This is a genomic window from Myroides gitamensis (assembly GCF_029894455.1).
Lineage (GTDB): Bacteria > Bacteroidota > Bacteroidia > Flavobacteriales > Flavobacteriaceae > Flavobacterium > Flavobacterium odoratum.
In genome coordinates, this window is sequence record NZ_JARYHN010000001.1 from 147,560 (window position 1) to 161,063 (window position 13,504).

14 protein-coding genes and 1 pseudogene are annotated in these 13,504 nt (G+C 34.8%); 11 read left to right on the forward strand and 4 right to left on the reverse strand.

Annotation, left to right across the window (positions count from 1 at the left end; translation table 11 throughout):
* Window positions 1–120: 120 nt before the first annotated feature.
* From M2306_RS00700 to M2306_RS00710, 3 genes and pseudogenes are all read left to right on the forward strand, one after another.
* Window positions 121–2,755 (forward strand): annotated as a pseudogene (locus tag M2306_RS00700) (valine--tRNA ligase).
* Between the two features lie 74 nt (window positions 2,756–2,829).
* Window positions 2,830–3,471, forward strand: a complete 642-nt coding sequence (locus M2306_RS00705) for a TatD family hydrolase (RefSeq protein ID WP_259190802.1) — start codon at window positions 2,830–2,832, stop codon at window positions 3,469–3,471.
* 35 nt (window positions 3,472–3,506) lie between these two features.
* Window positions 3,507–4,223: a tRNA threonylcarbamoyladenosine dehydratase gene (locus tag M2306_RS00710; RefSeq protein ID WP_002987078.1), complete on the forward strand. Its 717-nt coding sequence runs from the start codon at window positions 3,507–3,509 to the stop codon at window positions 4,221–4,223.
* A gap of 61 nt (window positions 4,224–4,284) precedes the next feature.
* Here the strand turns inward: M2306_RS00710 and M2306_RS00715 are convergent, their stop codons facing one another.
* Window positions 4,285–5,481 (reverse strand): aromatic amino acid transport family protein, encoded by a 1,197-nt coding sequence (locus tag M2306_RS00715; protein WP_002987076.1) that lies wholly within the window; start codon window positions 5,479–5,481, stop codon window positions 4,285–4,287.
* A gap of 419 nt (window positions 5,482–5,900) precedes the next feature.
* On the opposite strand from M2306_RS00715, the gene M2306_RS00720 reads away from it, so the two are divergent.
* A complete protein-coding gene (locus M2306_RS00720; protein ID WP_259190801.1) occupies window positions 5,901–6,311 on the forward strand; it encodes a Fur family transcriptional regulator in 411 nt (136 codons plus the stop codon).
* 5 nt (window positions 6,312–6,316) lie between these two features.
* Here the strand turns inward: M2306_RS00720 and M2306_RS00725 are convergent, their stop codons facing one another.
* The 3 genes from M2306_RS00725 to M2306_RS00735 all read right to left on the reverse strand — a co-directional run bounded on the left by M2306_RS00725 (window position 6,317) and on the right by M2306_RS00735 (window position 9,038).
* The gene (locus tag M2306_RS00725) at window positions 6,317–7,285 is read right to left on the reverse strand and encodes a YpdA family putative bacillithiol disulfide reductase (RefSeq protein WP_181816707.1); all 969 of its coding nucleotides are present in this window, start codon (window positions 7,283–7,285) and stop codon (window positions 6,317–6,319) included.
* A gap of 238 nt (window positions 7,286–7,523) precedes the next feature.
* On the reverse strand, window positions 7,524–8,222 hold the full coding sequence (locus M2306_RS00730) for a YceI family protein (protein ID WP_115091395.1): 699 nt from the start codon (window positions 8,220–8,222) through the stop codon (window positions 7,524–7,526).
* A gap of 318 nt (window positions 8,223–8,540) precedes the next feature.
* A complete protein-coding gene (locus M2306_RS00735; protein WP_115091394.1) occupies window positions 8,541–9,038 on the reverse strand; it encodes a hypothetical protein in 498 nt (165 codons plus the stop codon).
* A gap of 189 nt (window positions 9,039–9,227) precedes the next feature.
* On the opposite strand from M2306_RS00735, the gene M2306_RS00740 reads away from it, so the two are divergent.
* From M2306_RS00740 to M2306_RS00770, 7 genes are all read left to right on the forward strand, one after another.
* A complete protein-coding gene (locus M2306_RS00740; RefSeq protein WP_259190800.1) occupies window positions 9,228–9,803 on the forward strand; it encodes a DJ-1/PfpI family protein in 576 nt (191 codons plus the stop codon).
* An 88-nt stretch (window positions 9,804–9,891) separates the two neighbouring features.
* Complete coding sequence (gene nadC, locus M2306_RS00745) at window positions 9,892–10,752, forward strand: carboxylating nicotinate-nucleotide diphosphorylase (protein ID WP_115091392.1); 861 nt, start codon at window positions 9,892–9,894, stop codon at window positions 10,750–10,752.
* A 16-nt stretch (window positions 10,753–10,768) separates the two neighbouring features.
* Window positions 10,769–11,668, forward strand: a complete 900-nt coding sequence (locus tag M2306_RS00750; protein WP_115091391.1) for a YihY/virulence factor BrkB family protein — start codon at window positions 10,769–10,771, stop codon at window positions 11,666–11,668.
* A gap of 42 nt (window positions 11,669–11,710) precedes the next feature.
* Window positions 11,711–12,136 (forward strand): DUF2147 domain-containing protein, encoded by a 426-nt coding sequence (locus M2306_RS00755; RefSeq protein ID WP_259190799.1) that lies wholly within the window; start codon window positions 11,711–11,713, stop codon window positions 12,134–12,136.
* Between the two features lie 147 nt (window positions 12,137–12,283).
* Window positions 12,284–12,457 (forward strand): DUF2147 domain-containing protein, encoded by a 174-nt coding sequence (locus M2306_RS00760; RefSeq protein ID WP_498882723.1) that lies wholly within the window; start codon window positions 12,284–12,286, stop codon window positions 12,455–12,457.
* A gap of 1 nt (window position 12,458) precedes the next feature.
* The gene (locus tag M2306_RS00765) at window positions 12,459–12,722 is read left to right on the forward strand and encodes a DUF2147 domain-containing protein (protein WP_498882910.1); all 264 of its coding nucleotides are present in this window, start codon (window positions 12,459–12,461) and stop codon (window positions 12,720–12,722) included.
* Window positions 12,723–13,121: 399 nt separating this feature from the next.
* Window positions 13,122–13,475 (forward strand): WG repeat-containing protein, encoded by a 354-nt coding sequence (locus tag M2306_RS00770; protein WP_259190798.1) that lies wholly within the window; start codon window positions 13,122–13,124, stop codon window positions 13,473–13,475.
* Window positions 13,476–13,504: the final 29 nt, after the last annotated feature.

The window sequence follows — 13,504 nt, forward strand, 5'->3', positions numbered from 1 at the left end:
ATAATTACTTTTGTACAACACAAAGATAAATAAAACTAAGGTTATAAAAATGGAAAAACTAGTTTTTCTCTTCTATGACCTGATGTTTTTTCTTTTTTTTAATAATTAAATTATAGAATAATGGTAATTCCTGCACAATTTGACGCAAAGCAAGTAGAGCAAAAATGGTATCAGTATTGGATGGAAAATAATTTTTTCCGATCTGTACCAGATGAAAGAAAGCCGTACACAATTGTAATACCTCCTCCAAACGTTACAGGAGTATTGCATATGGGGCATATGTTGAATGTTACAATTCAAGATGTATTAATACGTCGCGCACGTTTAAAAGGGCTAAACGCATGTTGGGTCCCTGGAACGGATCACGCATCTATTGCAACTGAAGCCAAAGTCGTCGCTAAATTGAGAGAGCAGGGAATCAATAAAAACGACTTAACTAGAGAAGAATTCTTAAAACACGCATGGGAATGGAAAGAGGAATATGGCGGTGCGATTTTAGACCAGTTGAAAAAACTAGGAGCTTCTTGTGATTGGGAACGTACAAAGTTTACGATGGACCCAGAAATGTCACAACAAGTAATCAAGTTGTTTGTTGATTTGTATAATAAAGGATTGATTTACCGCGGGTACCGTATGGTGAACTGGGATCCGGAAGCAAAAACAACCTTATCGGATGAAGAGGTTATTTACGAAGAACGCCAAGGAAAACTGTATCACGTAAAATATCAAATCGAAGGAACGTCGGATTATTTAACGATTGCAACAACTCGTCCAGAAACAATTTTGGGTGATTCGGCAATTTGTATTAATCCAAACGATGAGCGTTACCAACATTTAAAAGGTAAAAATGCAATCGTGCCGATTTGTAATCGCGTTGTGCCTATTATTTTCGATGAGTATGTAGATATGGAATTCGGAACAGGATGTTTGAAAGTAACACCTGCACACGATGTAAATGATAAAGAGTTAGGGGAACGTCACAATTTGGAAATTATTGATATTTTCAATGCAGATGCTACGCTAAATGATCTTGGCTTACACTACAAAGGAAAAGATCGCTTTGTGGTTCGCAAGGAAATTGAAACGGAATTAGCAGCTATTGGTGCGTTAGATAAAGTAGAAAACTACCTGAATAATGTGGGAACTTCTGAGCGTACAAAAGCTGTAATTGAACCGCGTTTATCAGATCAGTGGTTCTTGAAAATGGAAGAATTGGCTAAACCAGCATTAGATGCAGTAATGACAACTGAAGATGTAAAATTATATCCAAGTCGTTATAACAGTACGTATAGAAGTTGGTTGGAAAATATTCGCGATTGGAATATTTCTCGTCAATTGTGGTGGGGACACCAAATTCCAGCTTTCTTTTATGGAGATGGAAAAGAAGATTTCGTAGTAGCAGAAACGAAAGAAGCAGCTCTTGAATTAGCAAAAGCGAAAACAGGGAAAAGCAGATTTAACTGTCGCAGATTTAAAACAAGATGAAGATGCGTTAGATACGTGGTTCTCTTCTTGGTTATGGCCTATGTCTGTATTCAACGGATTAATTGATCCTGAAAACGAAGAGTTTAAATACTATTATCCTACCAATGATCTTGTTACGGGTCCAGATATTATTTTCTTCTGGGTAGCTCGTATGATTATGGCAGGATATGAATATACTGGTGTACAACCATTTACGAATGTTTACTTCACGGGTATTGTACGTGATAAACAACGTCGTAAAATGTCTAAATCATTAGGAAACTCTCCGGATGCTTTAGGATTAATCGATAAATTCGGTGCGGATGGAGTTCGCGTAGGTTTATTGTTGTCTGCTTCTGCAGGAAACGATATCTTATTTGATGAAGAATTATGTGCACAAGGAAAAGCATTTACCAATAAAGTTTGGAATGCATTCCGTTTGATTCAAGGTTGGGAAGTTTCTGATGCCTTAGAACAACCAGAAACAGCAAAAGTATCTTTAGCTTGGTATGAAGCGAAGTTGCAAAAAACGCTAGTGGAAATTGAAGATCATTTCGCTAAATACAGAATTTCAGATGCCCTAATGGCAATCTATAAATTGGTATGGGATGATTTCTGTTCTTGGTTCTTAGAAATGATCAAACCAGGATACCAACAACCAATAGATCGTGTAACGTATACGAAAGCAATCGAACTATTAGAGGAAAACTTGAAATTGTTGCATCCATTTATGCCATTCTTGACAGAAGAAATTTGGCAACATATTAATGCGCGTACAGCAGATCAAGCTTTGGTTATCTCTTCTTGGCCAGAAACAAAAGCATTTGATGAAAATGTAATCAAAGAGTTTGAGTTTACTATGGAAGTAATCGCAGGTATTCGTACGATTAGAAAAGATAAAAATATTTCGTTCAAGGATACAATTGATTTGAAAATAATCAATAACGAAAAAATATCGACGTATTTTGACAGCGTTATTTCAAAACTTGGAAATGTAACAAGTATGGAATACGTGAATGACCAAGTAAGCGGTGCTTTGTCTTACCGAGTAAAATCGAATGAGTATTTTATTCCAATGGAAGGCAATGTAAATGTCGAAGAAGAAATTACTAAATTAGAAGAAGAGTTGAAATACTTGAAAGGGTTCTTGAAATCCGTACAAGGGAAGTTATCAAATGAAAAATTTGTTAGCGGTGCACCCGAACAAGTAGTGGCAAATGAGAAGCAAAAAGAAGCAGATGCATTGGCTAAAATTGCAACTATCGAACATAGTTTAGCAGGTCTTAAATAAGAAATAAACAAATTGATTATAAAGGTCTTTGGTTAGTATATGCTAATCAAAGACCTTTTTTTATCTTCGCTGGTATGAAGTACAATATCCATACACATCATCCTCAACATGCTCCGGACACTTTAGAACTAGTTAATCAAGACTTGTCCAAGGTTGATTTTAGTATTCCGCATTTTTCGTTGGGTATTCACCCTTGGTATATTGTTGAAGCAAAGATTGAAGAACAATTAAATTGGTTGGAGACAAACCTGCATCACCCAAATTGTTTGGCTATAGGGGAGTGTGGTTTGGATAAAAAAATCGATATTCCTTGGGATTTACAAGAAGAAGTCGTTGTAAAACAATTACTTCTTGCAGAAAAAAATAAAAAAGCTGTAATTTTGCACGTCGTTTCTGCTTATCAAGAAATTATTGCACTAAAAAAGAAATGGAAAATCACCGTTCCACTTATCGTTCACGGGTTTAATAAACATCAACAAGTGGCTGAAAGTTTGTGGAAAAACGGATTCTACGTCTCATTTGGAAGTGCTTTACTGAAAAGTAATCGACTGCAAGAAACTTTTGCTGCTGCGCCTAAAGATTTTTTATTTTTAGAAACAGACGATGATGCAACGGTTACTATTGCAGATCTATACACGCAAGCAGAGAAACTACATCCCGGTATTGGGCAGATTGTAGAGGCGAATTTTAAACGAATATGGAGTAAAGAATACTAATTGTAACCTTTCGGGGGATTAATAACAAGAGATAGATGGCTATTTGGCAAGAAAGAGCAGCCTTACTTTTTAAAGAAGAAGGATTAGAAAAATTAAAAAACGCCAACGTATTAGTTGTTGGTTTAGGAGGAGTTGGATCATTTGCCGCTGAGTTTTTAGCGCGTGCAGGGGTAGGAAAAATGACTATTGTTGATGGAGATACGGTGGATATCACAAATATCAACAGACAATTGCCTGCTTTGCATTCTACGATAGGGGAGCCTAAAGTACACATTGTAGGAAATCGCTTGATGGATATTAATCCGGAGCTAAACTTAACGCGTATAGAAGAATTCTTATCGCCAGAACGCACCCATGAGGTGGTAACGGAAGAGTATGATTATGTACTTGATTGTATTGACAGTATTACGCCTAAAATTAATTTAATCTTAGCTGCGAAGCGCAAACGCGTGAAAGTAATTAGCGCTATGGGAGCAGGAGGAAAGATGCTGGCTTCTAAAATTGTAGTCAAAGATATTAGTAAAACAGATGTATGTCCGTTGGCGAAACAAATTCGCAAACGCTTGAAGAAAGAAGGAATTTCTTCTGGAGTAAAGGCAATCTTTTCAACAGAAAAACCGGATGAAAGCAGTTTGAAAATGACAGATGGTTCAAACTATAAAAAATCTTTCTTTGGAACGAATAGCTGGATGCCAGCCTTGTTTGGTTTGCATGCCGCAGAAAATGTAATTCGCTATTTATTATCGAAATAAAAACAAACAAAAAAAGGAGTAGGGGATTAACCTACTCCTTTTTTGTTTGTTATCATATACCTTAAGAAGGCAATACTTCAAAAGCTAATAAAAGCTGTAAAACCACAATTAATAAAGATAAAATCCACAGAAATCCGTAAATAATATACTGGAGAATCGATGTCTTTTCACCCGCTATTTTCTTTGCTTTTTGCAACATCAACATAGGGATAATTAGAGCTAATACTACCAAAGAAATTGAGGCATATCCCAGGGCAATCACAAATCCATCAGGATAAAATAAAGCGAATAGGATTGGTGGTAGGAAAGTCAAAATAAAAGCACTTACATTGTGTTTGATTTTAGGACGATCTTTTGCTAAATCTTTGATGTAATCATTTAGAGCTAAAGCAACTCCCCAAAAAGAAGTTAGAATTGCAGCTGCAGCAAAAATGGTAAATGCAATTTTGATAAAAGGTGAACTATTGATTTCTTTAATTGATACAAGTAATCCTTCTAACCCAGCATTGTTTTTCAAAATCTCACTGAAAACGCTACTTTCAATATTTCCTAAAATGGTAAGTTCCCAGATTAAATATAAAAGTAAAGGAATGATACTACCAATAAAAAAGACCCATTTGAGCTGGCGTAAATTTCCATCCAAGTATTTGACTAAGCTAGGAATAACTACACTAAATCCAAATGAAGTGAAAATAATGGGAATTGTAGCTAAGACAGGAAGTGGACTTTGAGGGATATAAGCCAAATAAGCCATTTCAATGTGAGGTAATAAAAGCCCTAAAACTAAGCATAAACAAAGGATTTTAATTGAGAATACAACTTTGGTGCTATAATCAACAGCTCTTGTGCCAAAAGCGATAATCCCCCCAAAAAGAAGGGTAAAAAGAATGGCACTCAGCTGAGGGGATACCTCAAGGTGTAATAATTGTTCCAGATTTGTTCTAAGAATATCTCCACCACCTGCAATATACGCACTAGTAAGGGCATACATCAAGGTTAACATACTCAATCCAGTGATATAAGCCCCTGGTTTTCCTAAATATTTTGTTGTTAGGGTGTTTAACCCATCTTCAGGTGAATTGTATCGATAGACATTTACTAGGAGAACGGAAGTATAAAACATAGCAAACCAGATACAGAATAAGATGAATGACATAAATAAAAAACCTACATTGGCCGATATAATGGGCATTGCTAACATTCCTGCGCCTATTGTAGTTCCTGCTACAATAAGAATACTTCCGATTAATTTTTGCATTTTGTTTAAAATTTATTGTTTTGTTTTTTTTAATTTATTTTATCATTCATCTGAACTAAAGTAAATGGATAGGATAAGGAAGGATACAAAAACCATACCTTAACTTTAGGTCTTTTCTTTTTTATTGGAAATGAATCTAAAAAAAATAAATATATGTTTTATTTATAGTTTTTTCGATAAAAATCATGAAAAACTGATAGTAAAGGAAGAGACTTGTGTTTTTATTGTTTTTTCTGCTGAATTTCAACGCTGTTCTTCTTCGTTTGGATAAAGAGCTTGAAATTGAAGAGCTTGATTATCAGGAGAAAGAAGAAGTAAATAATACTAATTTAAGTAAAAAGTACAATTAATTCCCATTTATGCGATAGACTGAATTAAGGAACAATGCTTATCTTTGAGTAAATCAAAAGGTCAGATAGATGAAGAATATTGAAGAAGCGTTACTTGCCAAAAACATTAAACCTACAGCTATGCGAATCCTTGTGCTTAAATTTTTAAAGCAACAACAAGGAGCCGTATCGTTAGCGGATATTGAAAATAGCTTTGATCAATCAGACCGCGTGACGATTTATCGCACAGTGAAGACCTTCGAAAGTAAAGGACTATTACACAGCATCGCAGCGAATAATGTTACGCAATATGCTTTATGTTCTTCTAGTTGTTCTGAAGATAGCCATCGCGATACCCATTTGCACTTTATCTGCAAACAGTGCAAAAAGACCATTTGCTTGACACAAGTTGCCATCCCTACGATTGAAATTCCAGAGGGATTTGAATTGAGTGACATAGAAGTTGTCGCACACGGGATATGTGAAGGGTGTAAAGTGTAGTTGCTTTATTTTTTCTCGAGGATGTGCTTTACAATCATAGAGGCGTGAATTCTTGAGTTTTCAATAAACCAGGTATGTGTATTTAATCCTCCACAAACGACACCTGCTAAGTATAAATTAGCAATATTGGTTTCCATCGTTTCTGCATGGAAAGTTGGCAGTAAATCTACCTCGTTTTGAGTGGTAATACCCAGTTTGCGCAAGAAATCGAAATCTGGACGATAGCCCGTTAAGGCTAAAACAAAATCATTTGTTAGTGTGATTGACTCACCTGCTCGTTCTAACGTAACGGTAGAGGGAGTAATAGCGGTTAATTGACTGTTGTAATAGACCTGAATGGCACCTTCGGCAATTCGGTTTTCAATATCGGGTTTTACCCAATATTTTACATGTGAACTAATAGCAGTATCTCGAACCACCATCGTTACTTTAGCCCCTTTTCGATAGCATTCTAATGCTGCATCTACGGAGGAGTTACTTGCTCCAACCACAACAACTTCCATATTGGCATAATAATGCGGATCGTTGTAATAATGTGAAACTTTAGGTAGATCTTCTCCCGGAATATGTAAAAGATTTGGGAAGTCATAGAAACCAGTAGCGACAATCACATGAGAAGCGCTATACTGGCTTTTGGATGTGTCTACTATAAAATGACCTTCTGCTTGTTTATTTACACCTAATACAGTTTCAAATAAGTGAATGGACAACTCGTGAAGATGAGTTACTCGTCTGTAGTATTCCAAAGCTTCTTTGCGTCTCGGTTTATTTTCTGCACTAATAAAGGGAATATGGTCGAGTTCTAATAGCTCCGAAGTAGAGAAAAACTGCATATTGATGGGATAGTGGTATAGGGAATTGACCAAACATCCTTTTTCAATAATAAGATAGGATAATCCTGCTTTCTTAGCTTCAATACCACAGGCAATTCCTATGGGGCCACCTCCAATAATTAGTACGTCTATGTGTTTCATCTTCATGTAAATAAACCCGAATCAGGCGATTTTTGTAGTCTTTCAAACAAAAGTATTGATTTATTTTGGAAAGAAGAAGAGAATTGAGATTCGATCGTTTTTAGAAAATAAAAAAAGGCAGAAATAAATAACAATTCGCTTTCATGCTGTGCTATTAAATCAACAGTGTAGTTCATGAAATAAAAAAAGAGGATGTCCTTGTGGAACATCCTCTTTTGGTATGATTTAGAATGGATTATTAGTTTACTTTATCAGCAACTAAGTGAATTCCAATTTCCATGTCTTTACTAATTGCCCAATCAGCTGGGTTAAGTGCAGCACCAGAATCTTTATCTGTAGTACCGAAAACTAATCCCCATTCTGTACGGTCAGCAACAAATGAAGCATCCATAACAGCTTTACCATTCTCTACTGTTACTTTAGCAGGGAAAGTGATGTTTACTGTTTTACCTAAGATTGTTAAGTTTCCGCTTACGATTTTGTTAGCACCTTCAATTTTACTTGTGTGTTTTGCAGCGTCGAAATCTTCAACTTTAGTGATTTTGAAATCAACTGTAGGGTTTTTCTCTACGTCGAAGAAATCAGGACTTTTTAAGTGTCCTCCTAATTTTTGAATATCCTCATCAGCATCAACAGAAGCACGGTCAACTTGTAGAGAAGCCATATCTACAGTGTATGAACCTGCGTTTAATCCATTTGCGTCAATTGCAATGTCTCCAGCAGATAAAGTTAAAGTACCAAAACGTGGGTTTAATCCACCTTTGTGTCCTACTTTCCAAGTTACATTACTGTCTGTTAAGTTTACAGTATATTTGTCTCCTTGTTCTACTGCAACTTCTTGTTCAGTTGTAGTTGTAGCTTTATCAGCATTTTTGTTTCCACATGATGCTAATGAAAGTGTAGCTACTACTGCTAATGATAATAAAATTTTTTTCATGTTAATTCGCTATTTTGTTTGCCCAAATGTACAATACAAAAATGAATATACAATAGGTTATTAATATACTGAATGTTAAAAAGTTATAAATAAGCGTTTTTTGTGAAATAATGACGCTTGTTTCTTTGAATTTACTTTTAAATAGATGTCTTTTAGGTCAAAAAAGCGTTTTTTTGTTGATAACTTCTGTTAAGGTTTTGTGTGACTAATTTATTGTGGTAATAAAAAATAAAATCTATTCGTAAATATACTAGAAGAGAAGAGCCATAAAAAAAGAGGATAACTCAGTTATCCTCTTTTTTTTTTATGCTGTATTGGTTATAATTCCTTGAAAGTCGAAATGATATTCATTAATTCCTCTCCTTGATAGTCTTTGTTTTGACCAATCGTCCAACCGATAATTTCGTAGTTTCCTTTTTTACCCTCAACCATAGCTTGTATCATATACATGAAGTTCCCTTCTTGTGACATGGATAGGTGGTAAATTTTTCCTGGTAAACCATTAATGCGAACCTCGTCTTCTTTGACGATTTCATAATCAGATCTATTGGAATAAGCTGCTAATGCTTTTTGAGTAAAGGTCTTGAAATCTTCTTCTGCTGTTTTAGGCGATTCTTTTGCAATGATGTATACTTGTTTGTACGTATTTCCGTACTGAATATCCGCATCGGGATAAAGGTCTGTCATAACTGCTAATGTCGCAGGCATATCCATGGTAAATTGATCTTTTACATTTACCGTTTGAGGTGGAGCTACTTTTTGGTTACAACTTACCAGTCCTACTGTTACACATAGAATAAAGAGTAATTTTTTCATCTGAAAACAATTTTTAAATAAAGAATATTTAAAGTTAAGGCAAAATAGTGATACGCATGGTGATTTGTGCTTAAAAAATTTTTACTCGAATATAAACTCCAACTACAAATTATAATTTCAACCTTGATTTTGTCTGAATTGAATAGATTTTTGTACATTAGAAGGTATTAAATCAAAAATAAAATAGTTATGGCAAAAAAAGTATTAATGTTAGCAGGTGATTTCGTAGAAGATTACGAAGTAATGGTTCCTTATCAAGCGCTATTATCCGTTGGAGTAGCTGTAGATGTGGTTTGTCCAGGAAAGAAAAAGAATGATATCATCGCAACGGCCATTCACGATTTTGTTGGATTCCAAACGTATGCAGAAAGTAGAGGACATAATTTTGTAATCAACAAGAGTTTTGATGAGGTAAAACTAGATGAATATGCAGGATTATATGTTTGCGGGGGGCGTGCTCCAGAATACATTCGATTAAATAAACGAGTGATTGAAATCGTTCAATACTTTTTTGAAAAGAACTTACCTATTGCAGCAATTTGCCACGGTATTCAAGTATTAACTCCAGCAGGGGTATTGAAAGGCAGAACATTGACTGCCTATCCAGCAGTTGGTCCTGATATTGTAGTTGCGGGTGGGACGTACAAGGAAATTGATGCAGACAAAGCAATTACGGATGGCAATTTAACAACTTCACCAGCATGGCCTGGGCATCCAGCTATTTTGAGTGAATTTTATAAACTCTTAGGAGTGAAAATAGGGTAAGTTAAGTTATCCTACAGAAGAGTTTGCGAGGCTAAAAGAAGAACACTTGTAAAACATTTCTTATTTTAGCAGCGCAAATTTTTTATTTATGATTTCAGAACAACAATTCCAAGCTGAATTAAATCAGATTATAGTTAATGCCATACGCGAAGATGTAGGAGATGGCGATCATAGTTCATTGGCGTGTATTCCTGCTGATGCAAAAGGAAAAGCACAAGTATTAGTCAAAGAAGCGGGTATTATTGCCGGAGTAGAATTTGCACAGCTGGTTTTACAATATGTTGATCCTACATTAGAAGTAGAGGTTTTTATCCCAGATGGAACAGCTGTAAAAGTTGGAGATATTGTATTGACGATTGCTGGATCTTCTCAATCCATTTTAAAAGCGGAGCGTTTTATGTTGAATGCCATGCAACGCATGAGTGCTATTGCAACGAAAACACGTGTTTTTGTCGATTTGTTGGAAGGAACGGGTACCAAAATATTGGATACCAGAAAAACAACACCGGGTATTCGCGCCATTGAAAAATGGGCAGTAAAAATTGCTGGGGGCGAAAATCACCGTTTTGCTTTGTATGATATGATTATGTTGAAAGATAATCACATTGACTTTGCAGGAGGGATAAAAGAGGCGATTGAAAAAACAAATACCTATCTGAAAGAAAACAACAAAGCGTTGAAGATTATTGTTGAAGCCCGTGACCTGAATGAAGTACAACAGATTTTAGCTTGTGAGAATGTATACCGCATTTTGTTAGATAATTTTGATTTTGAAACAACAAGAAAAGCAGTGGAATTAATTGGCAATCAATGTCAAACGGAGTCCTCTGGAAATATAAATGAAGAAACAGTACGCGAATACGCGCTTTGCGGGGTTGATTTTGTTTCCTCAGGTGCATTGACGCATTCCGTTTACAATATGGATTTAAGTTTAAAAGCAGTTTTATAGCCTATAAGGAGCATGCATGTCTAGAGAAATAGAAGATAAATTAGCCCGGATACCCGTGCTGAATAAAATTGTTAGCGCATTACAGCGAGTAAAGTTTTCTTTTCTTGATGGGTATTCGCTGTATGATTTAATTGAGTTGTATTTGGTCGGAATCGTCAAAGGAGCCTTTTCTTATCGAGCGGGTTCTATTGCTTTTAGTTTCTTTATGGCCTTGTTTCCCTTTGCTTTATTTATCCTGAATTTAATCCCCTATATTCCTATTGATAATTTTCAATCCGACTTTTTACAGTTTATTGAAAATTCAGTTCCACCCAATACGTATGAAGCCATTCAATCTATTATTCTGGATATCATGAATAATAGTTATAAGTCCTTATTATCATCCGGATTTTTACTTTCTATTTTCTTGATGACCAATGGGGTATTTGCTATTATTGGAGGATTTGAATCGTCCTACCATATTACCATTTCTCGCAATATCATTCGACAGTACTTAGTTGCCTTGGCACTTTCTCTTATTCTGTCCTTTGTTTTAATCTTTTCAGTTGCGTTTTATGTAATCTTGGAAGTATTAATTTACCGTTTAGCAATTGGTGCTAATTGGTTAGTCTGGGTGCGTAATCTTTATTTATTACTAGTCGTCCTATTAACTACTTCTATTTTATATAAATTTGGTGCCAAAGAAACAAAAGGGGTATCTTTTATTTCTATTGGTTCTGTCTTTACAACTATTTTATACGTTTTAACCTCTTATGGGTTTGGAGTATATGTACTTCGATTTGCCCGATACAATGAATTATATGGCTCAATTGGGACTTTATTGGTGGTGATGTTCTATTTGTGGATTAACTGTATGATTTTATTATTAGGTTTTGAATTAAATTTGGCTATTCGTAAGATTAAGTTAAAAAAATAAGTATATTTGAGTATATAACTTAATCTAAAACTAAAAAATATTATGAGAAATACAATGTTTATACTCGTGTTTTTATTGGGTGGTTTCATGACGATGAATGCTCAATCGATCCTTGGTAAATGGAAAACGTTTGACGATCAAACAGGAGACGCGAAATCAATCGTGGAGATATCAGAAAAAGGAGGTAAATACCAAGGGAAAGTCATCGAAATTTTAAATCCTGCTAAAAAGGATTCTAAATGTGAAAAATGCCCAGGAGATGATAAGGGAAAACCAATTGAAGGATTGGTAATTATCAAAAACCTAACGAAAAAAGGAGAAGAATATTCAGGGGGAACAATTATTGATCCACAGTCTGGAAAAGAATATAAATGTTCGATTAAAATGAACGGAAAAACACAATTAGAAGTTCGTGGATATGTCGGAATTTCATTGATTGGACGAACACAAACATGGACTAAAATGTAAATAAAATAGAAAAGGCTATCTGTAAGATAGCCTTTTTTTGTTTGAATTTGAATGAGTTAGGTGTTTTAGTTTTGTTAATTGTGCTGGTGTCTAAAAAAATAGTTTGTATCTTTCCTAGTATAACATATACTGAAAAAGAGAAATAGAATGAAAAAATTAATGTATGCAATGCTGTTTTTATTGGGAGGATTGTTAAACATGAATGCCCAGACAGAATATTCAATTGTTGGTAAATGGAAAGCTGTAGATAGCAATGGAAAAGACAAGGCAATTGTTGAAATAAAAGAAAGTCAAGGAGTTTATACAGGCGCGTATTATTAGTATTTTAGACCCTGATGATAAAGGTAAAAAATGTGAAAAGTGCCCTGGAGGAGATGTAGCTAGGACCTATGATGGATTGACCATTATTAAAAACATGAAAAAAGAGGAACGCAATAAGTACAGTGGTGGAACTATTTTGGATCCAGAAACAGGAAAAGAGTACAGTTGTTCCATAAAACTTGTTGGTTATAGTAAAATAGAGGTGACAGGAACAGCCCAGATTTATCTCTTAGGAAAAACAACAACGTGGACAAAGTCATCTTAAAATACAAGGGTTATCTAACTATAGGTAGCCTTTTTTCGTTTTATTTTAGGGTATAATTTGTCACCTGTAAAAAGGCTATTTCATTTAACATAACTTTACTCTTCAATTGAGATGGAATTAAATAAACCTCTTGTACCTTTGGAAGGCTATGTGTTGGATTGCTAGAGAGTTAATTTTGTGTTTCAATAGGTCGTATAACAGTTGATAACCTAACGCAATGACAAAAGGATTCTATTTTTTTATATGTAGAACATAGGTTGTGTACAATTAAAACGAATAATTAAAAATGTCACATACAACCGATGTTGCGAAATCCATGCGGAAATATGATATAAATCGCGTATTTTTGAAATTCAAAAATCAAATCTAATTGAAAACTAATTATAATTAAGAGCATAAATGAATAGAGTATTGGTGTGTTTTTTACTACTTGTAGGAGTGAGTTGTATGACTTCAAGGTCAACTCATCAACCTTATATGTATGACAATAACCCTGATTTTGTTGTAGAAGGTATGTATCGCATTATTGATGAAGAAGGCAAAATGGGATTTGCGAATGTCAAAGGACAAGTAGTGATTAAGCCTCAATTTGCTTTTGTGTTTCCTTTCAAAAATGGTGTAGCAAAAGCTACCTTTGAAGGTAGAAGTAGAGAAGTTGAAGGATCTCGCGGAGAATACCATTATTGGGATAGTTCATCGTGGTTTTATATTGATAAAAATGGAAAAATAGTTTCTGAAATAACCCATAATTAAAACATTCTACTATTTATTATATTCAAAGG